This is a genomic window from Streptomyces solicamelliae, assembly GCF_045348655.1.
Lineage (GTDB): Bacteria > Actinomycetota > Actinomycetes > Streptomycetales > Streptomycetaceae > Streptomyces > Streptomyces solicamelliae.
The window spans coordinates 6,670,820-6,694,082 of sequence record NZ_CP160404.1 but is presented as its reverse complement, the minus strand read 5'-3'; the positions used below and the strand labels follow the sequence as shown (position 1 = coordinate 6,694,082).

17 protein-coding genes and 1 pseudogene are annotated in these 23,263 nt (G+C 73.6%); 5 read left to right on the top strand and 13 right to left on the bottom strand.

The window, feature by feature from the left end:
* Position 1: 1 nt before the first annotated feature.
* Positions 2 to 604 carry a thioredoxin domain-containing protein gene (locus tag ABZO31_RS30840; RefSeq protein ID WP_406864613.1) on the bottom strand — a complete coding sequence of 201 codons (603 nt, stop codon included), beginning with the start codon at positions 602 to 604 and terminating at the stop codon, positions 2 to 4.
* Between the two features lie 123 nt (positions 605 to 727).
* On the opposite strand from ABZO31_RS30840, the gene ABZO31_RS30835 reads away from it, so the two are divergent.
* From ABZO31_RS30835 to ABZO31_RS30815, 5 genes are all read left to right on the top strand, one after another.
* A complete protein-coding gene (locus tag ABZO31_RS30835; RefSeq protein ID WP_406864612.1) occupies positions 728 to 2,059 on the top strand; it encodes a YhgE/Pip domain-containing protein in 1,332 nt (443 codons plus the stop codon).
* Between the two features lie 81 nt (positions 2,060 to 2,140).
* Positions 2,141 to 2,866, top strand: coding sequence for a class E sortase (locus ABZO31_RS30830; protein ID WP_406864611.1), 726 nt, complete (start codon positions 2,141 to 2,143; stop codon positions 2,864 to 2,866).
* 272 nt (positions 2,867 to 3,138) lie between these two features.
* The gene (locus ABZO31_RS30825; RefSeq protein WP_406864610.1) at positions 3,139 to 4,764 is read left to right on the top strand and encodes an ABC-F family ATP-binding cassette domain-containing protein; all 1,626 of its coding nucleotides are present in this window, start codon (positions 3,139 to 3,141) and stop codon (positions 4,762 to 4,764) included.
* Between the two features lie 79 nt (positions 4,765 to 4,843).
* Entirely contained in the window at positions 4,844 to 6,904 is a 2,061-nt protein-coding gene (locus ABZO31_RS30820) for a protein kinase domain-containing protein (RefSeq protein WP_406864609.1), read from the top strand.
* Between the two features lie 22 nt (positions 6,905 to 6,926).
* Positions 6,927 to 8,402, top strand: coding sequence for an oxidoreductase (locus tag ABZO31_RS30815; protein WP_406864608.1), 1,476 nt, complete (start codon positions 6,927 to 6,929; stop codon positions 8,400 to 8,402).
* Here ABZO31_RS30815 and ABZO31_RS30810 read toward each other — a convergent pair.
* The 12 genes and pseudogenes from ABZO31_RS30810 to ABZO31_RS30755 form a co-directional block, all read right to left on the bottom strand.
* Positions 8,353 to 9,129: a pyridoxamine 5'-phosphate oxidase family protein gene (locus tag ABZO31_RS30810; RefSeq protein WP_406864607.1), complete on the bottom strand. Its 777-nt coding sequence runs from the start codon at positions 9,127 to 9,129 to the stop codon at positions 8,353 to 8,355. The two genes, ABZO31_RS30815 and ABZO31_RS30810, sit on opposite strands and share 50 nt — an antisense overlap.
* A 237-nt stretch (positions 9,130 to 9,366) precedes the next feature.
* Positions 9,367 to 10,752, bottom strand: coding sequence for an aldehyde dehydrogenase family protein (locus ABZO31_RS30805; RefSeq protein WP_406864606.1), 1,386 nt, complete (start codon positions 10,750 to 10,752; stop codon positions 9,367 to 9,369).
* Entirely contained in the window at positions 10,749 to 11,753 is a 1,005-nt protein-coding gene (locus ABZO31_RS30800) for a proline racemase family protein (RefSeq protein ID WP_406864605.1), read from the bottom strand. The genes ABZO31_RS30805 and ABZO31_RS30800 overlap by 4 nt, the downstream gene beginning before the upstream one ends.
* Positions 11,754 to 11,783: 30 nt before the next feature.
* Positions 11,784 to 12,695 (bottom strand): dihydrodipicolinate synthase family protein, encoded by a 912-nt coding sequence (locus ABZO31_RS30795; RefSeq protein WP_406864604.1) that lies wholly within the window; start codon positions 12,693 to 12,695, stop codon positions 11,784 to 11,786.
* A 317-nt stretch (positions 12,696 to 13,012) separates the two neighbouring features.
* A pseudogene (locus tag ABZO31_RS30790) lies at positions 13,013 to 14,434 on the bottom strand (NAD(P)/FAD-dependent oxidoreductase); the annotation flags it as partial.
* Complete coding sequence (locus ABZO31_RS30785; protein ID WP_406864603.1) at positions 14,415 to 14,735, bottom strand: (2Fe-2S)-binding protein; 321 nt, start codon at positions 14,733 to 14,735, stop codon at positions 14,415 to 14,417. The pseudogene ABZO31_RS30790 and the gene ABZO31_RS30785, both read right to left, overlap by 20 nt.
* A gap of 147 nt (positions 14,736 to 14,882) precedes the next feature.
* A complete protein-coding gene (locus ABZO31_RS30780) occupies positions 14,883 to 16,058 on the bottom strand; it encodes an NAD(P)/FAD-dependent oxidoreductase (protein ID WP_406864602.1) in 1,176 nt (391 codons plus the stop codon).
* 67 nt (positions 16,059 to 16,125) lie between these two features.
* Positions 16,126 to 16,842, bottom strand: coding sequence for a GntR family transcriptional regulator (locus ABZO31_RS30775; protein ID WP_406864601.1), 717 nt, complete (start codon positions 16,840 to 16,842; stop codon positions 16,126 to 16,128).
* Between the two features lie 84 nt (positions 16,843 to 16,926).
* Complete coding sequence (locus ABZO31_RS30770) at positions 16,927 to 19,257, bottom strand: collagenase (RefSeq protein WP_406864600.1); 2,331 nt, start codon at positions 19,255 to 19,257, stop codon at positions 16,927 to 16,929.
* 200 nt (positions 19,258 to 19,457) lie between these two features.
* Entirely contained in the window at positions 19,458 to 21,527 is a 2,070-nt protein-coding gene (locus ABZO31_RS30765) for a discoidin domain-containing protein (protein ID WP_406865534.1), read from the bottom strand.
* 150 nt (positions 21,528 to 21,677) lie between these two features.
* Entirely contained in the window at positions 21,678 to 22,271 is a 594-nt protein-coding gene (locus ABZO31_RS30760; protein ID WP_406864599.1) for a TetR/AcrR family transcriptional regulator, read from the bottom strand.
* 90 nt (positions 22,272 to 22,361) lie between these two features.
* Positions 22,362 to 23,198, bottom strand: a complete 837-nt coding sequence (locus ABZO31_RS30755; RefSeq protein WP_406864598.1) for an N-formylglutamate amidohydrolase — start codon at positions 23,196 to 23,198, stop codon at positions 22,362 to 22,364.
* Positions 23,199 to 23,263: the final 65 nt, after the last annotated feature.

Here is a 23,263-nt window from a genome sequence, read left to right as displayed (position 1 = left end):
CTCAGCCGGGCAGCCGCGACAGGAAGTCCTGCGGGGTGACGGCGGGACCGTCGTCGGCCTGGAGCACCTGGACGACGTCGTCGTCGTACCAGGCCACGGGCGTGCCGACGACGCCGTACGACTCGAAGTGGGCGATCGTCTCGCCGGCCCAGTGCAGGTACGTGCCCTGGTTGACCTTGCGGTCGAAGTCGGGGGACCGCAGCCCGGCGACGCCGTCGGCCGCCGCGAGCAGCGTGTCGGCCTCGGCGAAGCGGTCGTAGCCGGGCGGGAAGGGCTGGGCCGCGAACAGGGCGGCGAGGTAGTCGGCGAACGCCTGGGGGCCGGCGTCGGCCGCCGCCCCGAGGGCGCTGAGGGCGCGCCGGGAGCCGCTGCCGCCGACGGTGTCGTCCATCATGCCCGCGAAGTGGAACGCGAGGACGTACGTGCCGGCGTCGGCGCCCTTGCGGACGGTGTCCAGCAGGCTCTCCATGACGCGGGCGCTGCCCCGGTCGCGCAGTTCGAGGAAGAAGTGGACGGTGTGGGGTGCGTCCCGGTTCCCGTAGGACAGAGTGGAGCCGCCGGCCCCGGTCGCCTGTGCCGGAATGTCCATGTCTGCCGGATTCATGGGACGAGCTTCGCACGGCCCGGCGGACCTCACGACCGATGGACCTTCCGGGGCGACACGCCCGACATGCGCGTCTCATCCTGTTTCGCCGGCCTGTACGGCTCGTCCGCCGACGATGGCCGGATGAGCTCCGCGACTCCCCCGCAGTCCCCCGATCCGCAGTCCCCCGATCCGCAGCCCGCCGACGCGCCGCCCGCCGACCGTCCACAGGTCCGCGCCGGGGCGCTGCTCCGGCGTCCCGCCCTCTGGATCTTCCCGACCGTGCTGACCGCCCTGGTCACGCTGTTCCTGTCCCTGCTGTACATGGGCGGCATCGTGAATCCGACGGACAGCCTGAGCCGGCTGCCGATCGCGCTCGTCGACGAGGACGAGGGCCGGCCGCTCCCCGGCCAGCGGGAGAACCTCGGGAAGCAGATCACCGACGCCGTCGCCGCCTCCGAGGCCACGGAGGACAGCGTCGACTGGCGCCGTCTGGACCGCGCCGGGCTCGAGGACGCGCTGGCCGCCGGCAAGGTGTACGGGGCGCTGGTCGTCCCCGCGGACTTCACGGCCTCCGTCGCGGCCCTGACCACCGACGCGGCGCGGAGCCGGCCGGCGATCCAGGTGCTCACCAACCCGGGCGTCGGCAGCCTGGGCTCCAGCATGGCGGCGCAGATCAACGAGGAAGCCGTCCGGCGGGCGTCCGCGGACATCGGCCGGCAGCTCACGGCAGCGAACCCCGGCGCCGACCCGACGGCCCGGCTGCTCCTGACCGACCCCGTGGTGGCGGCGACAGAGGTGGGGCATCCGATCGGCGACCACAGCGGTCTCGGGCTCTCGGCGTTCTACTACACGCTGCTGCTGGTCCTCGGCGGCTTCATCGGCGGCAACGTCATCAGCACGGGCGTCGACACCTCGCTGGGGTACATGGACAGCGAACTCGGCCCCTGGCACACGCGGCGGCCGACGGTGCCGATCAACCGCACGCAGACGCTCATCCTGAAGATGCTGATGACGGCGGGCGTCTCGGTGCTCACGACCACGCTGGTCATGGTCGGGACGGTGACGATCCTCGGCATGGACGCCCCGCACGCCCCGATGCTGTGGCTGTTCTCGTACTGCGCGATCCTCGCGGTGGGGCTCGGCGTGCAGGCGATCAACGCGGCGTTCGGTGGCATCGGGCAGCTGGTGTCCATGTTCGTGTTCATCGCCCTGGCGCTGCCCTCGTCCGGGGCGACCGTGCCGCTGCAGGCCACCCCGGGCTTCTTCCGGTTCCTCAGCACCTTCGAGCCGATGCACCAGCTCGCCTCCGGCGTGCGGGCGATCCTGTACTTCGACGCGCGCGCCGACGCGGGCCTGGCCCGCGGCTGGATCATGATCGCGGTGGGCACCGCCGGCGCGCTGGCCTTCGGCTTCGCCATGACCCGTTACTACGACAGCAGGGGCCTGCACCGGCTGACGCCGCAGCCGGAGTGAGCGGCGTGAGGCACCCCTCCTGACCGGCTGTTCTCGGACAGGGGTTTCCAGTCGGCGCTTTTCGTCGCATTCTGGAAGACCATGCACCGTACACGCGCCGCTTCCCTCGCTCTCGCCGCCCTGGCCGCGGGCCTCGTCGTCGGGTGCGCCGGCGCCGGGCAGGCCGCCGACGCCTCCAAGAACCCCTCGGCCCCGACCACCGTGACCTCCGCCCCCGCACCCGCCGCGGTGCCCCCGCTCTCCGCGCCCCCGGTCCGGGCCCCCTCGCCCGAGCCCTCACCGACCGCGCGGGCGCGTGCGGCGGAGCTGGACATCCCGTCGATCGGGGTCCAGGACCTGCGGGTCGTCCCGTACGAGGGGACCACCGACGACCGTCCCGGCACCCGCATCCAGGACCGCGGCGTGGCCGCCAGTCCCTACGGCGAGCGGGGCGGGGTGGGGCCCGGCGACATCGGGAACTATCTGGTGACCGCCCATCGTCTGTCCGCCGGCGGCCCGCTGCGCGAGCTCCCCGCCGTCGAGGTGGGCGACTCCGTCCTGGTCACCGCGGGCGACACAGTCTACGAGTACGAGATCACCGCCACCCGCGAGACGTCGTTCCGCTCCGCCGCCTCCCTGGCCGCGCAGCGCGCGGCGGTCCCGGGCGACCCGGGCGAGAAGCCGACCAAGGCGATGATCACCCTCTCCACCTGCGCCACCCCCGAGGACAACGCCGAGGGGAACTTCTGGCGGGACGCGAACAACAACCCGGAGCACCGCATCGACAAGATCGGCGTGCTGAAGTCGACGAGGCCGGCGGCCGGGTAGCGAAGCGCCCGGGTACGGAAAAACGGGAGGCGCTCGCAGCGACCCGTGACGTACGGTCGTCAGGAACCGTCCGAGACCGAGGAGAGCGAAACGTGGCAGGTGACGTAGACATCTCGGGGTGAGCCCCGCGGTGCAGGCCACCGGCCGGCGCGTGAAAGACGCGCTGCCGTGCGTGGCCGAGTCCCGTCTGCCCGTTTCCCGCCTTCCGCAGGACCGCGCGCCCCGGCCGAGCCGCGCGCGGCGCGCCCTGCGACGCACCCGAGGTCTTCGCCATGTCCCAGCACGCCACCGTCACCTGTTCCCACCTGTCCTTCGCCTGGCCGGACGACACCCCGGTCTTCTCCGACCTGACCTTCAGCGTCGGCCCCGGCCGCACCGGTCTGGTCGCTCCCAACGGCGCCGGCAAGAGCACCCTGCTCAAGCTGATCGCCGGGCGGCACCGGCCCGCCGCCGGCTCCGTCACCGTGTCCGGCGTCCTCGGCCACCTGCCCCAGGACCTGCCGCTCGCCACCGCCGGCACCGCGCCGACCGTCGCCGAGGTGCTCGGCATCGCGCCGATCGTGCGTGCGATCGACGCCATCGAGGCCGGTGACGCCGACGCGCGCCACTTCGAGGTCATCGGCGACGACTGGGACGTCGAGGAGCGCAGCCGCGCCGAACTGGACCGGCTGGGCCTCGGCGACGTCGCCCTGGACCGCCGGCTCGGCACGCTCAGCGGCGGTCAGGTCGTCGCCCTCGGCCTCGCCGGGCAGCTGCTGAAGCGCCCGGACGTCCTGCTGCTCGACGAGCCCACCAACAACCTCGACCGGCGCATGCGGCAGCGGCTCCACGACGTGCTGGCGGACTGGCAGGGCTGCCTGCTCGTCGTCAGCCACGACCGCGAGCTGCTCGACCGGATGGACCGCATCGCCGAGCTCCACCAGGGCGAACTGCGCATGTACGGCGGGAACTTCACCGCGTACGAGGAGTCTGTGCGGATCGGGCAGGAGGCCGCCGAACGGGACGTCCGCGCCGCCGAGCAGGAGCTGAAGCGCGAGCAGCGGGCGCTGCGGCTGGCGCGGGAGCGGGCCGATCGCCGTGCCGGGAACGCGGCTCGGAACCTCAAGGACGCCGGGCTGCCGCGGATCTTCGCCGGCACGATGAAGCGCGGCGCGCAGGAGGCGGCCGGGCGGTCCGGCCGGATGCACGCCGCCCGGGTCGACGGGGCGCGGGCCCGGCTCGACGAGGCCGGGCGCGCGGTCCGCGACGACCGCCGGCTCGTCCTCGACCTGCCGGACACCGACGTCCCGGCCGGGCGCACGCTGTTCACCGGTACGGGCCTGGCCGCCTCGCACGGCGGCCGGGAGCTGTTCGCCGGTCTCGACCTGGTGATCCGGGGTCCGGAGCGCATCGCGGTGACCGGGGCGAACGGGGTGGGCAAGTCGACGCTGCTGCGCCTGCTCGGCGGGGACCTGGAACCGGACCGCGGCGAGGTCCGGCGGGCCGAGGGCCGCGTGGCGCATCTGACGCAGCGACTCGACCTGCTCGACCGGGAGTTGACGGTGGCGCAGAATCTGGCGGCGGCCGCGCCCGCGACACCGGAGGCGGAGCGGCTGAACCTCCTGGCCCGCTATCTGTTCCGCGGCGCGCAGGCGCACGTCCCGGTCGGCGTGCTGTCCGGCGGCGAGTTGCTGCGCGCCACCCTGGCCTGTGTGCTGCACGCCGAGCCCGCGCCCCGGCTCCTCCTGCTCGACGAGCCGACCAACAACCTGGACCTGGTGAGCGTCGGGCAGTTGGAGAGCGCACTGGCCGCCTACCGGGGCGCGTTCGTCGTGGTGAGCCACGACGAACGTTTCCTGGACGGGGTCTCGGTGACCCGTCGGCTCGAACTGTGCGACGGCCTGCTGCGGGAGGGGTGACCGGTCCCGGAGATCGGCTGGAGCCGGACCGCCTCCTCTCCGTAGTCTGTCCATCGCGGTACGACTACAGGGGGTCTTGGTGGCGGGTCGGGTTCTGGCTGGGCGGTACGAACTCCGGCGGCAGCTGGGCAGAGGCGGGATGGGCGAGGTCTGGGCGGCCGACGACCGGCGCCTGCAGCGGCAGGTGGCGGTGAAGGTCATCCACGACCACGCCTCCTCCCCGGACATGCTCGAACTGTTCTTCCGCGAGGCCCGCACCGCGGGCGGGCTCTCGCACCCGGGTGTGGTGACGGTCTTCGACCTGGGCCAGGAGGAGGACGGTTCGGTCTTCCTGGTGATGGAGCTGGTCTCGGGCCGGGACCTGCGGTCCGTGCTGCGGCAGGACGGACCGCGCGAGCCGGCGGACGCGGTCGACCTGACCGCGCAGGTGGCGGACGCGCTCGCCGCGACGCACGCGGCGGGCGTGGTGCACCGAGACCTCAAGCCCGACAACCTCATGGTGACCGGGACGGGCGCGGTGAAGATCCTCGACTTCGGGATCGCCCGCTACCTGTCCACGGTCACCATGGCCAGCCGGGTCATCGGCACGCCCGCGTACATGCCGCCCGAGCGGCTGAAGGGGAGGACCGGCGACGGCCGGTCCGACCTGTACTCGCTCGGCTGTGTCCTGTACGAACTCCTCACCGGGCACACCCCGTTCTCGGTCCTGGACTACCACGCACAGGTCTACGCCCACATCAGCGAGGAACCGGAGCCGCCGAGCCGGCACCGCCCCGACCTGCCCGCCGCCCTGGACCGGCTGGTGATGGACCTGCTGGCGAAGGACCCGGACCGCCGGCCGGCGTCGGCCGCGGAGCTGCGGGACCGACTGCGCACCTGCCTCGCCCCGGCGGGCGGCCGGCCGCAGTCCGGCCCCGGCCCGGCCTCCGCCGAGCCGGCCGGCCTCGCGGCCCGTGCCCGGGCCGCGACCGCGGACGAGCGGTGGAGCGACGCGGCCGCCGCGTACGCGGAGCTGGCGCGGCACCGCGAGGAGACGCTGGGCACCGGCCACGCCGACACCGTCGACGCCCAGTACCAGCACGCCTGGACGCTCGGGAAGTCCGGCAGGCACGCGGATGCCGTGCCGCTGCTCAACCGGTCCGTCCGGGACCTCACCCGTGTCAGGGGCGCGGAGCAGCCGACGACCCTCACCGCCCGGCACCACCTGACGTGGAACCTCGGCAAGGCCGGCCGGCACGCGGAGGCGGCCCGCCAGTACGGCGAGTTCCTCGACGCGTACGTGCGGGTCTGCGGCGCGGACAACGGTGACACCCTGGCCGCCCGCTACGACCGCGGCTGGAACCTGAGCAAGGCCGAACGGCACGCGGAGGCGCTGCTGTTCCTCGACGAGGTCCTCCCGGACCTCATCCGGGTCAAGGGCGCGGAGCACCCCGACACGCTGGCGGCCCGGCACGACCACGCCTGGAGCCTGGGCCAGACCGGGCGGCACGAGGAGGCGGCCCGGAAGTACGACGACTTCATGCGGGCCTACATCCGGGTGCGCGGGCGGGAGCACGAGGACGTGCTCGCGGCCCGTCCCGACTACGCCTGGAACCTGGGCAAGGCGGGCCGGAACGCCGAGGCGGCCCGCGAGTACGACGACTTCATCGAGGCGTTCCTGCGGGTGCGCGGGCCGGAACACCCGAAGGGGCTGATCGCCCGGCACGACTACGCGTGGAACCTCGGCAAGTCGGGGCGGTACGCGGAGGCGGCCGCGGAGTACGAGGGCTTCATCGACGCGTACGTCCGGATGCGCGGCCCGGACCACCGGGACAGTCTCGGCGCCCGCCACGACCACGGCTGGAACCTCGGCCGGTCGGGCCGGCACGCCGAGGCGGCGCGGCTCCTCGCCGCCGCCGTACCGGACTTCGCCCGGGTGAAGGGCGCGGACCACGCCGAGACGCTGGCCGTCCGCCACGACCTGGCGTGGAACCTCGGCCAGACCGGGCGGCACGAGGAGGCGGTCCGCGAGTACGACTCCTTCATGGACGCCTACATCCGCGCGCGGGGCGCCGACCACGCGGACGTCCGGGGCGCGCACCAGGAGCGGGAGTGGAACCGGGCGCGGCTGCCGTCCAAGTCCCGCACCTGGTGGCGCTGACCGCTCCGTCTACCCTCAAGAGGTGCTGACCTACGACCAGTTGACACCGCCCGAACGCCGCCTGTGGGACGCCTTCCCCGAGGGCCGCCTCGTGGACCTGCGGGCGGGCGACCCCGGTACCGACGACCCGGTGGGCGACGCCGAGTGGCCGGAGAGCCGGTCGGTGCGGGCCGCCGTGGTGGCGGCGCTGCTCCTCGGCGCGAACGCGGCCCCCTCCGGCGCGGTGCCCGCGCTGCGGCTCGCCGGGGCGCGGATCACCGGGCGGCTCGACCTGTCGGGGGCGGAGCTGGCGCACGCGCTGTCGCTGGAGGGCTGCCGGCTCGACGAGACGGTGAGCCTGGCCGGGGCCACGGCGCGGACGGTCCGCATCAAGTGGAGCCGGCTGCCGGGCGTGGACGCCCATCTCGCCCGGATCGAGGGCTCGTTCGGGCTGCGGGGGTCGGTCCTCCGGGGCGACGGGCTCGTCCTCTCGAACGCCACCGTGGCGGGCGAGGTCAACCTGGCCGACGCGACGATATCGGGGCGCCGCACGTGGGCGGTGCTCGCGGGCGGACTGAGCGCCGGGGGCGCGGTGTTCGCCGAGCGTCTCACGACCGTCGGCGGTGTGCGGATGCCCGGCGCGTCCCTCCCCCGCGGGCTGTTCCTCACCGGCGCCGTGCTGCGCAACCCCGGCGGCGACGCGCTCTCCGCCGGGCAGCTGTCCGCCTCGACCGTGGACTGCTCGGCCGGGTTCACCGCCACCGGCACGGTCCGGTTCCGCAACGCGCGCATCGAGGACCTGCTGAGCTTCGAGGACGCCACGCTCCGGGGCGAGTTGGTCGGCACGGCCCTGCAGGCGGGCGACCTGGACCTGCGGACCGCCGAGCCGCCCGGCGGGACGGTGGACCTCAGGTCCGCCCGGGTCACGTCCTACCGGGACCGCGAGGACTCCTGGCCCGCGCAGGTGCTGCTCGAGGGCTTCGTGTACGACGCGCTGCGCTCCGGGGAGACGTTCAGCCGGATCGAGCTGCGCCGCCGGCTCGCATGGGTCGCGCGCCATCCGGGGTATGCCCCACAGCCGTACGAGCAACTCGCCGCCTGGTACCGGCAGATGGGCCACGAGACGTACGCGCGCCGGGTGATCCTGGAGAAGCACCGGCGGCACCGCCGCACCCTGCACTTCACCGGACGGCTCTGGGGCCGGATGCTCGACGTGACCGTCGGCTACGGCTTCCGGCCCTGGCTGGCCGGGCTGTGGCTGGCGGCGCTGTCGCTGTGCGGGACGCTCGTGTTCCGGGCGCACACGCCGACACCGGTGAAGCCGGGCGAGGGATCGCCGTTCCAGCCCTTCGTGTACACCCTGGACCTGCTCGTCCCGTTCGGCGGGCTCGGCCAGCGCACGGCCTGGTACTGGAAGGACGACGTCAGCCAGTGGCTCGCGTACGGCCTGGTCGGCGCCGGGTGGCTGCTCACGACCGCCGTCGTAGCAGGCGTGACACGAATCCTGAGCCGGAACTAGCGCGGGCCGGCGGCGCGACCGGCTCCGCCGGTTCCTCCCGCCAGGGGGCGTGGCCGGGACGCGGCGGCGGCGCGTACGGTCCGCGCTCGCCGGCCTCGGCGGCCGCGCCGAAGAAGTCGCCGCCCTTGCGTTTGAAGTCGTCGGTGCCCCAGGAGCGTCCGGGGCCCGTCAGCGGCACCTTCTGCAGGTGCGGAATGTGCTTGGAGCAGTGCACGTACGCCTCGTCGACGCTGACCACGACCCAGCACTCGGCGCGCCGTCCGGGCGCGGGATCGACCGGCAGGCCGGGGTGTTCGCGGCGCATCTCGGTGTCGGTGAGGACGCGTGCGGTGCCGTTGACGTGGAGTCCGATGCGGTCCTGGAGGAAGTCGACCATGAGGATGCCGACCTGGGCGTTCTCCTCGATGTTGCCGAGGCCGGCCTGGACGCCGTTGCCCCGGTACTCGGGGTAGGCGAGGGTCGTGTCGTCGAGGACGTGCAGGAAGCCGGGCGGGCCCGCGCGGAAGGTGCTGTCGCAGGAGCCGTGCCGGTCGGCGGTGGCGAGGAAGAACATCTCCTGCCGGGCGACGAACTCCCGCATCCGCTCGTTGAGCCGGTCCAGGACCTGCTCGGCGTAGAACTTGTCGGCGCGCGCGGTGGTGCCGCTGCGCACCTGCACCAGATGCTCGCCGTCGCTGCCCGGCCGGGAGCTGCGGACGGGCACGGGCCGGGTCGTCGGAGCTTCCATGGGAGTCGCCTCGCCTCGCCGTGTCTCGGTCGCTCGGGGAATGTCGTTCGGTCTTCGCACAAGGAGTCCGACTGTGCCCCGATTGCCCGGTCCCCGCCGGGATTCCCGCGATTCGTGCCCATCCGCTCCGCCCCGGTGGTATACGCCCCCGCGGTCGCACAGACGGCGGGCGCGGCACGGTGGAGGTGCTGGACGCGGCGTAGCGGCGCGGGCTGGGCCCGCGCCGCGTCACCGGCCCTACGGCGCGAGGGTGTAGGTGCGGCTCGAGGTGTAGAAGTCCAGGGCCGCGCGGCCCTGTTCGCGCGGGCCCTGGCTCGAGTCCTTGGTGCCACCGAAGGGGAGGTGGAAGTCGACCCCGGTGGTCGGCGCGTTGATCCGGATCATGCCGGTGTCGAGCCGGTCGAGGCCGTGCAGGGCGGCGGCCAGATCGGCGGTGTGGACCGAGGTGACGAGCCCGTACGGAACGGCGTTGGCGATCCGCACCGCGTGGGCGACGTCGTCGGCGGGCAGCAGGGCCGCGATGGGGCCGAAGACCTCCGCACGCAGCAGCCGGTGGCCGGGCTCGACCTTCTCGACGAGGGTCGGCGCGACGTACCAGCCGGGCGCGTCGGGTGGGGTGCTGCCGCCGACCAGTGCCGACAGGCCCTGCGCGGCCTCGGCGACGCGGTCGCGGGCCGCGCGGTCGATGAGCGGGCCGCATACGGTGGCCGGGGCGGCGGGGTCGCCGACCGGTACGGCACGCAACGCCTCGGCGAGGGCCTCCCGGAGGGGTTCGAGGGCGGCCCCGACAGCGATGACACGGCTGGTGGCGGTGCACTTCTGGCCCGCGTACCCGGCGACGGCCGCGGCGAGGTGCGTGGCCGCGCGTCCGATATCGGCGTCGGGCAGCACGAGCGCCGCGTTGAGGCCGCCCATCTCGGCCTGGACCGGAACGCCCCGCGCGGTCGCGGCGCGGACGACGGCCCGGCCGACGGCCGTCGAGCCGGTGAAGGAGACGGCGTCGGCGCAGGAGACGAGCGCGTTGCCCTCCGTGGCCGCGCCGGGAAGGACCGTGAACACGCCTTCGGGCAGGGCTTGTCGGACGAGTTCGGCCAGCCTGAGGGCGCAGGCGGTGGCCTCGGGGGCGGGTTTGAGGACGACCGTGTTGCCGGCCGCGAGGGCCGGGGCGGCCTTCCAACTGGGGATGGCGAAGGGGAAGTTCCACGGTGTGATCAGTCCGGCGACACCGTGCGGGCGGCGGCGGGTGAGCAGCAGCCCGGCTCCGGCCGCCGGTTCGTGGACGGCGCCGACAGGCTCGTACGGGGCCTGGGCGTAGTACCGCCAGATGGCCGACGTACGGGCGACCTCGGCGCGGGCCTCGGCGAGCGGCTTGCCGACCTCCCGTACGGCCAGGGCGGCCAGTTCGGGCGCGGCCGCGTCGACGGCGTCGGCGACCGCGACGAGCGCGGCGGAGCGGGCGGCCGCGCCCGCGTGCTGCCACTCCGGCTGGGCCTCGCGGGCGGCCTCCACGGCGTCCGCGACGGCGAAGGCGCCGGGGGCGGGGATCCGCAGGACCACGTCGGACGGGTCGGTGGGGTTGTACGAGGCGAGGTGCGTGGTCGTGGGAGAGACGGCGCTGGTCACAGGAGGAAGCCTCCGGGGAAGGGGTCGTCCGGGTCGAGGAAGTACTGGGCGGTGCCGGTGATCCAGGCGCGTCCGGTGACCGTGGGCACGACGGCGGGCAGTCCGCCCACGGTCGTCTCCTCGGTCAGCCGGCCGGTGAACCGGGTGCCGATGAAGGACTCGTTGACGAAGTCCCGGCCGAGCGGCAGCAGTCCGCGGGCGTGCAGCTGGGCCATCCGGGCGGAGGTGCCGGTGCCGCAGGGCGAGCGGTCGAACCAGCCGGGGTGGATGGCCATGGCGTGCCGGGAGCGGTGCGCGTCGGAGCCGGGGGCCGCGAGGTAGACGTGCTTCACCCCGGCGATCTCCGACTTCTCGGGGTGGACCGGGCGCTGCGGCGAGGCGTTGATCGCGTCCATGATCGCGAGCCCGGCGGCGAGCAGGTCGTCCTTGCGGGTGCGGTCGAACGGGAGCCCGAGAGCGTCCAGTTCGGCGAAGGCGTAGAAGTTGCCGCCGAAGGCGAGGTCGTACGTGACGGTGCCGTACCCGGGCACCTCGGCCTTGGCGTCCAGGGCGACGCAGTACGCGGGCACGTTGGTGAGCGTGACCGCGCGCGCCGCGCCGTCCTCGACCTGGACGTCGACCGAGACGAGGCCGGCCGGGGTGTCGAGCCGGACGGTGGTGACCGGCTCCGTCACCGGCACCATGCCGGTCTCGACGAGCACGGTCGCCACGCCGATGGTGCCGTGCCCGCACATCGGGAGGAGACCGGACACCTCGACGAAGAGGACGCCGTGGTCGGCGTCGGGGCGGGTCGGCGGCTGCAGGATCGCGCCGCTCATGGCGGCGTGGCCGCGCGGCTCGTACATGAGGAGGGTGCGCAGGTGGTCGAGGTGCTCGGCGAAGTACGTGCGGCGCTCGGCCATGGTGGCACCGGGGACGACGCCGACGCCCCCGGTGATGACGCGGGTGGGCATGCCCTCGGTGTGCGAGTCGACGGCGTGGAAGACGTGACGGGTGCGCACGGACGGCTCCTTTCGTCGGGTGCCGGGTCGTCAGAGGGTGTCGGCGAGGGCCTTCTCGGTCGCCGCGCGCACGGCGGCCTCGGTCTCGCCGGTGAGCGGGAGTCGCGGGGGCCGGGTGGGGCCGCCGGACCGGCCGGCGACGTCCATGGACAGCTTGATGGCCTGCACGAACTCGGTCCTGGAGTCCCAGCGGAGGAGCGGGTGCAGGGTGCGGTAGAGGGGCCGGGCGGTGTCCAGGTCCCCCGCGACGGCGGCCCGGTAGAGGGCTGCGCAGGCGGCCGGCAGCGCGTTGGGGTACCCGGCGACCCAGCCGACCGCACCGGCGACGGCGAGCTCCAGGAGGACGTCGTCCGCACCGATCAACAGATCGAGTTCGGGCGCGAGTTCGGCTATCTCATACCCGCGCCGCACGTCCCCGCTGAACTCCTTAACGGCGACCACGCTGCCGTCGTGGTGCAGCCGGGCGAGCAGGGCGGGGACGAGGTCGACCTTGGTGTCGATCGGGTTGTTGTAGGCGACGACGGGCACGCCGGCCCGGGCGACCTCGCGGTAATGGTCCCGCACGGCCGCCTCGTCGGCGCGGTACCCGTTCGGCGGCAGCAGCAGCACGGACCCGCAGCCCAGCTCGGCCGCGTGCTCGGCCCACCGGCGCGCCTCACGGCTCCCGTACGCGGACACCCCGGGCATCACCCGCGCGCCCCCGGCCACGTCGACGGCGGTCCGCACGACGCGCTCGCGCTCGTCGCCGGTCAGGGTCTGGTACTCACCGAGCGACCCGTTGGGCACGACACCGTCGCACCCGTTGTCGAGCAGCCAGCGGACGTGCTCGGCGTAGGCGTCGTAGTCGACGGAGTGGTCGCCCCGGAGCGGAAGCGTGGTCGCGACCATGATCCCTCGCCAGGGACGCTCGGGGGTCCAGACGGGGGCGGTGCGGAAGGCCATGTGCGGAACCTCTCGACAGGTGGTGCGGACGGGTGCGGGGACGGTCAGACGGTGGGCCCGGGCGCCTCGGGCGCCTCGATCGGGAGCGCGTCGTCGAGCGCGGCGAGCGCGGCGAGCGACACGGGCACGGCGAGGAGGCGCCGGTCGGGGGCGGGGGGCGGGGCGGACGGTGGGTGGCCGACGGGCGGCTCGGGCAAGGGCATCGGCAGGTCACCGGTCGTCCCGGCGTCGTCGGCGAGGGACGCGGGAGACGGAGCGCACCCGGCGGCCCCGGCCGGCGCGGTGACCGGCGGGTCGGCAGACGACCCGGCGTCGGCAGGGGGCGGGGAGGACGATTCGGGGGAGGCGTGCGGAGGGGTCGGCTGCGGAGACGCCATGGGCACCGGGGGTGCCTCGGGTTGCCGCGTGGCTGCCGTGAGGCAGGCCACGGCCTGGCCGCACATGCGGCCCTGGCACCAGCCCATGCCCGCGCGGGTGAGCAGTTTGACGGTGCGGGGGTCGTGGGCGCCCAGGGTGTCGATCGCCTCGCGGACGCGGTCGGCCGTCACCTCCTCGCAGCGGCAGACCTCGGTGTCGCCGGAGAGCCAGTCCGGCCAGCCGGGGCCCGGGGCGTGTGCGGCCGTCATCACGGCGGCGAAGGCGCGCAGGCGGTCGCGGCGGCGGCGCAGGGGCCCGACGCGGGCGGTACGGCCGCGCAGCCGGACGACTATGGCTTTCGCCGCCAGTTCGCCTTCCGTCCTGGCCAGTTCGGCTCCGCCCACGCCCGCCGTCTCCCCCGCCGACCACACTCCGCGCACACTCGTCTCCTGTCGGTCGTCCAGGCGGAGGGCCGTCGTGCCGTCGGGCAGGGTGCGGGTGGCGCAGCCCACGGCGGTGGCCAGGTCGATGTGGGGGACGAGGCCGTGGCCGACGGCCAACGCGTCGCAGGCAATGCGGCGTTCCGTGCCCGGGACGGGGCGCCAGTCGCGGTCGAGTCGCATGACGGTGACCGCCTCGACGCGGTCGGTGCCGTGCGCCTCGGTGACCGCGCTGCCGGTCCGTACCGGCACCCCGTGGCGCAGTAGTGCCGCGCCGTGGACCAGCGCCTCCGCGGCCTTGCGCGGGTTCGCGGCGAGCGCCCGCGGGCCGCGGGCGTAACGCAGGTAGCCCGTGGCCTCGACGAGCGCGGGGACCCGCGCCCCGGCCGCCGTCAGGGACGTCGCGACGGCGAGCAGCAGCGGCCCGCTGCCGGCCACCACGACGCGCCTCCCGGGCAGTACGAGGCCGGACTTGAGCATCGCCTGCGCTCCCCCGGCGGCCACCACACCGGGCAGCGTCCAGCCGGGGAACGGGAGGTGCCGCTCGTACGCGCCCGTCGCGAGCAGGACCGCCCGCGCCCGGATGCGTACGGGCGTCCCGTCGTCGCCGTCGTCGCCGGTGACCGCGTGCACGGACCACCCCGCGTCGGCGTCGTCCCGCGTCACGCTCCACACGTGGTGACCGGGCAGGTGCCGGGCCCCGCCGCGGGAGAGCCGGTCGCGCAGGTCGGTGTACGCCGTCCAGTCGTGATGCAGGGCCTCGGGCCGCGTCGCGCCCGCGGCCGGAGCGGGATGCCGGTAGTACTGCCCTCCCGTGTGCGCGGCCGCGTCCAACACGACTACGCGCAAACCCAGTTCGGCCGCCGTCACCGCCCCTGCGAGGCCCGCCGGGCCCGCGCCGACGACCGCCAGGTCGTACCGCTCACACAGCGTGCCGGTCATGACCGTGCCCCTCCTGCGTGGTGACCACGTCGCCGGGGCGCGCGGGCGTGAGGCACGTCCGGCGGTTCGGGCGGTCGTTGACCGTCGCCAGGCAGTCGTAGCACTGGCCGATGCCGCAGAACGCGCCCCGTGGCCGGCCGCCGACGCGGGTGGTGCGCCAGGCGAGGATCCCGGCCGCCCACAGCGCGGCGGCGACGGACTGGCCGGACCGGGCGGTGACGGTGCGGCCGTCGAAGGTGAAGGCGAACTCGTACGGCGGACCGGGCTGCGCGCCGACCAGTTCGGCGGGGGTGCGGGCCAAGGGGCCACTCCTCTCGTGACGACGGTGTCGGGGCGGAGATGATCAGGCTGACGTCGCCCGTCGGACACAGGCGGCGGTCGGGCCGAGGGTGTGGGGACGGCTGTGTCAGGACGGCGGTGCCAGGACGGCGGCATCGGGGCGGCGCCGTCAGCCGGTCGCCGCCTTCCCCGCATCGGCTTCGAAGCGGTCCGGCCGGAACGGGGCGATGTCCAGGGGCGGTTCGCCGCCCGTCAGACAGGCGGCCACGACCGACCCCGTCGCCGGCGCGAGCCCCACGCCCGCGCCCTCGTGGCCGCAGGCGTGCACGAGGCCCGGGACCCGAGGGTCGGGGCCGATGGCGGGCAGGTGGTCGGGCAGGTACGGGCGGAAGCCCGCGTACGTGCGCATCGCCCGCACCCCCGCGAGCACCGGGAACAGCGCGACGGCCCCCGCGGCGAGCCGCCGCAGCGCCGGCACGGACAGCGTGCGGTCGAAGCCGACCCGTTCCCGGCTGGCGCCGATCAGCACCGGCCCGGCCTGGGTTCCCTCGACCACGGCCGAGGTCTGCAGCGCCGCCGAGCCGCTCGCCACGTTCGCGACGTAGTCGGCGGCGTACACCTTGCGGCGGACGACGCGCGGCAGCGGTTCGGTGACCAGGACGAAGCCGCGGCGCGGCAGGACGGGCAGGTGGACGCCGGCGAGCCGGGCCAGCTCCCCGCCGTGCACACCGGCGGCGTTGACGACGTACGGCGCGTGGATCTCGCCCCGCGGCGTCCGCACGCCCCGGACCTCCCCGCCCGGGCCGCGCAGGACGGCGGTGACCTCCTCCCCCAGCCGCAGGGTGACCGCGTCGCCGCAGCCGCGCAGCAGATGCGCCGCCGCGAGCGCGGGCATGACCTGCGCGTCGCCCGGGTAGTGCACGCCGCCCGCGAGACCGGGGGCGAGGTGCGGCTCCAGGTCGCGGAGCCGGTCCGCGGGGACCGGCTCCGCGTCGACGCCGGCCTCGCGCTGCCGGTCGGCGAACTCGGCGAGGGCCGCCGCCCCGGCGTCGTCCTGAGCGACGACGAGCCCGCCCTTGGCCTCGTACTCGACCGTGGACGGCAGGTCCGCCGAGGCGAGCTCGGCCCACGACCGGGCCGAGATCAGGAAGAGTTCGAGTTCCGGGCCGGGCGCCTTGTCGGAGACGAGGAGGTTGCCCTCCCCGGCCCCGGTGGTGCCGCCCGCGACAGCGCCGCGGTCGACCACGGTGACGCGGAGACCGGCACGCACCGCGTACGCGGCACAGGCCGCGCCGACCACGCCGGCGCCGACCACGATGACGTCCGAGAGTCTTCTCGTGAGCACGGCAGTAATATTTCACATGGCACAGGTGCTGCCAAGAGCCGTGCAACACACAGCAGTTGCCTCGGCCTCAGCCCCTGCGCAGCGCGCCCAGCCGCCCCGCCGGACGCTCCACCGGTTCGTCGCGGGCCTCCGCCCACAGCGAGCGGACGTGGCCCAGATGCCGGAGCATGCAGGCCTCCACGCCGGCGACGTCCCGCGCGATCATCAGGTCGAGCAGTTCCACGTGCTCCTCGGCCGAGGAGACCAGCTTCCCGGCCTCGTCGAGCCCGGTGAGGCCGTAGAGCCGGGAGCGCTTGCGCAGGTCGCCGACGGTCTCCACCAGCCGGTCGTTGCCGGCCAGGCCGAGCAGGGTGAGGTGGAAGCGGCGGTCCGCCTCCAGGTAGCCGATGAGGTCGTGCGCCCGCGCCTTGGCGACGATCTCCTCGGCCTGCGGGCGCAGCTCCTCCAGCTGCTCGGCGGTGGCGAGCGCGGTGATGCGGACGACCGTCGGCACCTCGATCAGCATGCGCAGCTCGGTGCACTGGTCGAGTTCCTTCTCGCTGACCTCGGTGACCCGGAAGCCCTTGTTGCGCACCGGCTCGACCAGCCCCTCGCGCGCGAGGTCGAGCATCGCCTCGCGCACGGGGGTGGCCGAGACGCCGAGTTCGGCCGCGAGCCCCGGGGCGGAGTACACCCCGCCGGGCTTCAGCTCACCGGCGATCAGGGCCGCTCGCAGCGCATGACCGACCTGGTCGCGGAGCCGCTCCTGCGCCTTGATGAGACCGTGCTGCTTCAGGTCGCCCACGCTGTGCCTCCGAGATCTCGCGGAGGCACAGCGTACAATGTCACGTTTCGCAGCGACGGCCGGGCCCGAAAGCCGTCGGGCCGCTCAACTCCGCAGCGGGCCCTCGCAGCTGTAGTCCGAGGTGCCGGCCGTCCTCGTCGACCAGATCTCCACCGGGCCGAACGAACAGTTCATGTCGGCCAGATTGTTGGACGCGGCGCCGGCCCGGTCGAGGAGGAAGTAGTCGACCGTCTCCGACATGTCCTTGAAGACCTTGTCCTCGCTGCGCCAGTCGCTCAGATTGGCGGTGATGCGGCCCGTGCAGACGAAGCGCCGCAGGCCCGGGTCGCCGTTCTCCACGCAGTCCGAGGTGTTGTACGTGGCGGACGCGAAGGAGGACTTCACCGCGGCGAGCGTGGCGTCCCGCAGCCGCTCGTTCGGGGTGTACGTGGTGTTCGGCACGAACAGGTCGTCCACCTTGGCGATCTGCGCGTCCAGGAACCGGTCGTAGTCCCGCTGGAGATACGTGTCCGCGCCGAGGCGGTGCCGCCAGGCGTCGTACGCGGCCACGTCGTCAGCCCGCAGGTGCGTGTACATCTCGCGGAGCAGTGCGGGCCGTTCGGTCCACAGGAACTCGAAGAACGTGCCCGCGTACGCGTAGAAGCGGAAGCCGTCGCCGTCGTAGGTGGCGTTGAGCAGTTGCTCCACGGTCATCCGGGAGCCGCCGCCGGCGGTGTCGTCGATGACGCTGCGCACCAGCGACCTGCGGACGGCGATGCCGTCGTCGCGCGTGGCGCCGTCGAAGAACTCGGCGGTGCCCTCGTCCATGGCGGTGGTGCGGTCGCCCTCGTACCAGGGGCCCTCCCCGAAGAAGCCGGGGACGGCGAAGCGGCCGTTGAGGTAGTGCACGTACTCGTGCCGGAACAGTTCCTCGAGGGTGAGCGAGGAGTCCTGCGGGACCCGGCGCTGGTAGGTGTAGAAGGTCGCACCGCGCTCGATGTAGATGCCGCCGTTGTTCGTGTCGTAGCCCGTGAGGATCGGGTGGTACGTGACGTAGTCGGCGCGGGAGCCGTACAGCACGATGTTCAGGGTCGTGTTGGGGTCGCCGGCCAGCGGCTGCGCGGTGCCGAGGACGCGGTGGTACTGCGCCTTGACCTGCTTGGACGCGTAGTAGAGCTGGTCGACGGTGGCCCGGTCGAGGCCGGTGCGGACCTTGATCGCGCCGTTGTCGTAGGTGTACGTGTACGGGAAGATCCGCTTCTCGATGTCGGCCTTGCACACGCCGTACGGGGCGCAGGCGTCGAAGAAGTTGAGCCAGCCGACCAGGCTCGCCCAGGGTTCGCTGCCCAGGCCGAAGCCGGACTCGACGGGGGCGAGCAGGGCCCCCAGGTCGGGGACGATCTGCCCCTTCAGTGCGTCGACCTGGGCGAAGCGGCCGTACTCGGAGAGGGCGTCGCGGACCACCCAGGCGTTGGCGCTCCCCTTCAGGTGGGTGTGGCCGGAGAAGGCCCGGAAGGCGGCGCGGTACGCGGGGTCGGCGGCGACGGCGGCGTGGAAGGCACGGTCCTGGTTGCCCGGGTAGACGCCGAGGTAGTTGACCGAGAGTGCGGCCAGCGCGGCGCCCGCCCAGAGGGGGTCCTTGTGGGTGGCGGGGTGTCCGGCGTCCATGGTGGCCAGCACCTGGCGTATCAGGCCGAGTTGGTGCTGGCGCAGGCCGGGCGCGCTGGCGGCGTACAGGGCCTCGCGGAGGGTGGCGGCGTTCGTCGGGGTGACGTCGAAGGTGCGGGCGGCGGTACCGAAGGCGGCGACGGCGCGGCGCATGGCGTCGACGGTGGGGGCGTCGGTGATGTCGATCTCGGTGCGCGAGAAGTCGTGGTAGGCGACAGCGTGCAGGTACGTGAACATCTCCTCCAGGTGCGAGGAGTTGCGCCCGTCATGGGCGGCCGCCAGGCCGGATATCCGGCGGGCGACGGCCTGGACGTGGGCGTCGGACATGACCGGGGCCAGGCGCGCGTCCCAGTTCCAGAGGAGGCCGCGCAGGCAGCCGTCGGCGAGGACGGCCGGGTCGGCGAGGAAGTCGGCGAACTGCTCCGGGGCGAGGCCCGTGACGCCGTCGAGGGTGCAGGGCACGCCGGCGGCGGTGCGGGCGACGGCGGTCCGCTCGACCGCACCGGTCTTCGCGGGGCCGGGGACACGGGCAGCGGCGCGGGTTCCGCCGGGCGCGGGCGCCGGGGCGGGCTTCGCGGTGCGGGCGGTGGCGTGGCGCTCCACCTCGTCGAACGGGTTCGGCGCGGCGGGCGCGAGGGCGCCGCGTACGGGGGTGGTGGCGGTGGGCCGCTCGGCGGCCTGGGTGACGGCCTGCCCGGCCGAGGCCACGAGGGTCACCGCGACGGCGGTGGCGAGCAGGGAGGAGCGCACAACTCTGTGCTGGGACACCAAGGACTCCTGATCTGAGGAGAAGTGGGGGAAATGGTGCGTGGAGCAGAGTCGAACCGCAGCGCTGCGTGAGCTGTAACATAGTAATGTGAAATTGCACTGACAAGCCTTGTGCGCCTGCCAGTTCGGATATCCGGTCTCCCAACGCACGGCGCCCGCCGGGTGGTTGACCCGGCGGGCGTCGTCATCGCCTCACTTCGTCACGAGCGATGGACCGTCACCTCGTAGAGCGAGTAGCCCCAGTCGGTGGCCCGCCGCACCCCGTGGACGCGGACGTACCGGGCCGCCTGGGAGTCGAACGTCGCGGTGTCGAGGCCGCCGTCGCTCGTGTCCGTGGACCAGGCGGTCCGCCAGTCCGTGCCGTTCTCCGAGAGCTCGATGCGGTAGGCGCGGGCGTGCGCCTTCTCCCAGTCGAGGGTGACCTTGCCGACCCGGCGCACGGCGCCGAGGTCGAGCTGCAGCCACTGGTCGTCGGACCACTCGCTCGCCCAGCGGCTGCCGGTGTCGCCGTCGACGGTGCGGCCTGCGGAATAGTTGACGAACGGGTTCCACCACTCGGTCGTGCTGGCCGACGCCGGCACGTGGGCGGCGAGGTTGACGCCGACCTCGTGGTCCTCGGTCTTCTTCCAGGTGCCCAGGTACGACTCGGCGCCCTTGGCCAGCTCGCCGACGACGGCGGGGCCGCCGGGGGTGAGCCGGATCTGCTCGATCCAGTCGGGGACGAGGCCGTTGTGCGCCGCGCCGTCCTTGTTCAGGTCCCAGGTGCGCTGACCGGTGACCTGGCGGTCGAGCACCGCTCCGCCGTCGACGCTGCGGAACGGGTACTTCACCGCGTTGGGCGCGTTCTCGCCGACCGGGCCGGGCCAGCCGCCGACGCCGTTCATGTCGGTGCCGTAGCCGAGGCCGACGTTGTACTTCTCACGCAGCGCGGCCTTCTGCTGCGCCTCGCCGATGAAACCCTCCGCGCCGTGCATGTACGGGGCGATGAAGCCGCCGAGGCGGTAGACGCGCTCGGTCCAGTCGAGGTCCATCCAGCTGTGGCTGGAGATGACGCCCGGGTACTCCTGGGACTCCAGGATGTCGAGCGCGCGGCCGGCGGCCTTGACGCTCATGTGGTCGAGCTCCAGCATCATGCCGCGCTGCATCATGCCGCGCATCGCGTACTCGCCGAGTCTCGTCAGGCCGCGCTTGTTGCACTTGGCGTCGGAGGCGTACGAGGGCACGCTCACCCCGGCCGGCAGCTTCTCCGCCATGGCGGGCGGCGCGGCGGCCAGGCCGATCGGGTTGTCGTGCTGAGGGCCGGTGCACTTCTCCGTCATCCAGAAGGTGCCGGTGGAGAGGAACTGGCCGATGTTGACGGCGACACCGGTGGTGCCGCTGTCGAAGCGGACGCCGCAGAGCGCGTTGTCGAACTTGTGGCAGAGGAACATGCTGCGCACACCCAGGGAGTACAGCTCGTCGAGGCCGCGGTCGATGTCCGCCTGGTCGCACTGGGCGATGTCGAGGATCATCTTGCAGCCGAACGGCTCCGAGGTCTCCACGCCGAGAACGACGGCGAGCTTGCCCTGCTCGATCACCGCACGCGCCTGGTTGGCACTGGTGACGATGCGGAACCAACCCTTGCCGGGGCCGCCGTACATCTTGTCGACGTAGTCCTGCAGTTCGTACGTCTTGCGGGCCTGGAGCCGGATCGAGGTCATCTCGTCGCAGCTGCGGTCCCGGGGCAGCAGCGAGCAGATCAGGCCGTTGGTGACCAGGTCGTTGACGAGGACTCGCTGGCCGCCGCGCCAGGCGCGCTCCACCCAGGCGTAGTAGTTCTGCTGGTGGCTCAGCGACTTGTGGGCCGGCCAGTCCTTGAAGGTGGGCCAGCCGACGGGGTCGTGGGTGCCGTCGTCGCCGCCGGTGAGGTGCTCGAAGAGCGCCCCCCGGCCGTCGGGGTAATGCTCGGGGCAGTCCTTCAGGGCGTCGGCGATGCCCTGCTCGGAGAAGGTCTGGCCGCAGATCATGCGGCCGCCGAAGCCCTCGTTGGACATCAGGTGGTTGTGCGCGTCGACGAATCCGCTGACCTCGCCCTTGGCGTTCTTGCCGGTGAACGGCGCGCCGGTGACGTTGGTCTGCGAGTCGGGGGCGGGGCGGGCGGTGGGCTCCCACCAGGTGCCGCTCGCGGCGGCGGGCACCGGCGCGGAGCCGAACAGCACCGCGGCCAGCGAGAGGAACAGGGACAGGAGAGCGAATCTCCCGCGGCGGTTGCGTGGTGCGGATCGAGTCATGGTCACGAAGCCCTCGGTCGGTGGGGGGTGTACCGGCTCAGCGCCCAGAGGATCGCGGGAATCAGACAGTGAGTCAATAGTCCGGGTCAAATGACCTGTTGATGATTTTCGAAGAGCCCAGGACCCCTGGTACCGCCGGTAACCCCGTGCTCAGCTCTCGATGAGGGAGACCAGCTGGTCGGCGGTGATGTCGAGCTGCCGGCCGGCGGCCTGCTCGTCGCCGAGGACGAGGTACTGGAGGGTGAGCCCGTCGATGGTCGCGGCCAGGGACTGGGCGATCACTCCGACCGGCAGCCGGAGCTCGATCCCGCGGACCTCGCGGACCTGCTCGACCAGCGCGACGGCGGACGCCACGTACTGCCGGTACTGCGCGCGGGCCAGATGCTCGAAGCCGGGCTCGCGCAGGGCGTACTGGGTGAGGTCGTAGGTGAGCATGTGCTCGCCGGGGTTCGCGACGACATGGTCCCAGTACGTCTGCAGGGCGGCCCGCACGGTCTCCCGGAGGGTCGCCTTGGGCTCGACGGCCTGCATCACGCGGGCGACGTAGTTGCCGGTGATGGTCTCGATGGCGGCCTCGAGGAGGGTCTGCTTGGAGTCGAAGCAGTAGTGGAAGACGCTCAGCGACACTCCGGCCTCGGCGCAGATCGACCGCGTCGTCGTCTTGGCGACGCCGTCCCGCGTCATCGCCCTGATCGCCGCCTCGACCAACTGCCGGCGTCGTTCCGCCGACGGCATCCGCGCCATGCCCACCTCCTGGGATCCGGCCACAGAGTAGCCGCTGCCCCCGTCGCGCCCGCCGGGTTCCCCAAGGGGCGGGACGGCGCGGACTCCCCCTCAATGCGCGCGCGACGCCGCGTCGACCACGTCCGCCAGCGCCGCAGCCAGGGCCTCCAGGCCCGCGTGGGACGCGCCGCCCGGTTCGGTCATGTAGCCGTCCCGGCGTATCTCCACCATCAGAGCGGAGACCCGGGCGTCCGTCCCGTGGTACCGGAGCGGCACGTACGTCCCGGCGAACGGGCTGTCCAGGCCGGTCTCCCCCAGCCGACCGAACGCCTCCGTCGCCTCGTCGAGCAGCCACGGCGGCGTGTGGAAGCCGTCCGTGCCCAGGCAGACCGGCGGGCGCGGGCCCGCGCCGTGGAGTTCGTACGGGAGCGGGGCGGTCGGGTACGAGTGGACGTCCACGATCACCGCCCGGCCCGCCGCGTCCAGCCGTTCCGCCACCGCGTCCGTCATGGCCTGCGCGTACGGCCGGAAATAGCGCCCGATCAGCGCCGAGCCGTCGAAGCCGGCCGGCCGCAGCGGCCCGCGGTGCGTGGTGCGCGTGTACACCGCGCCCATGCCGACCGCCAGCATCTCCTCCCGCTCGTCCGGGAACCGCTCCGGGTCGATCACCAGCCGGGACATCAGGTTGACGAACCTCCAGGGCCGCACCGCGCACCGCTCCGCCGCCGCGGCGGCGAGCTCCGCCGTGTGCGCGTCCGTGATGTGGTCCAACTCCTCCTCCAGCGCCCGGTCGTCGAGGACGAGGTCCGCGCGCACGTCCGCCGGCACGGTGCGCGAGGAGTGCGGGACGTGCAGGATCACCGGGGACGCGGGGTCGCCGGGCAGCAGCCGGAAGGAAGGCGTGCCGGGGGTGCCGGGGGCGTCGGGCGCTGCGGGGGCGTTGCTCATCGGGTTCCTTGTCGCCGGGCGGACGGTCGTCGTCGTGTGGATCAACGTGCGCCGGCCGCTCTCCG

Coding starts and splice junctions, on each gene's coding strand:
- ABZO31_RS30840 (WP_406864613.1), bottom strand. CDS start 604: ATGAATCCGGCAGACATGGACATTCCGGCACAGGCGACCGGGGCCGGC.
- ABZO31_RS30835 (WP_406864612.1), top strand. CDS start 728: ATGAGCTCCGCGACTCCCCCGCAGTCCCCCGATCCGCAGTCCCCCGAT.
- ABZO31_RS30830 (WP_406864611.1), top strand. CDS start 2,141: ATGCACCGTACACGCGCCGCTTCCCTCGCTCTCGCCGCCCTGGCCGCG.
- ABZO31_RS30825 (WP_406864610.1), top strand. CDS start 3,139: ATGTCCCAGCACGCCACCGTCACCTGTTCCCACCTGTCCTTCGCCTGG.
- ABZO31_RS30810 (WP_406864607.1), bottom strand. CDS start 9,129: ATGGAAGCTCCGACGACCCGGCCCGTGCCCGTCCGCAGCTCCCGGCCG.
- ABZO31_RS30795 (WP_406864604.1), bottom strand. CDS start 12,695: ATGGCCTTCCGCACCGCCCCCGTCTGGACCCCCGAGCGTCCCTGGCGA.
- ABZO31_RS30765 (WP_406865534.1), bottom strand. CDS start 21,527: ATGACTCGATCCGCACCACGCAACCGCCGCGGGAGATTCGCTCTCCTG.
- ABZO31_RS30760 (WP_406864599.1), bottom strand. CDS start 22,271: ATGGCGCGGATGCCGTCGGCGGAACGACGCCGGCAGTTGGTCGAGGCG.
- ABZO31_RS30755 (WP_406864598.1), bottom strand. CDS start 23,198: ATGAGCAACGCCCCCGCAGCGCCCGACGCCCCCGGCACCCCCGGCACG.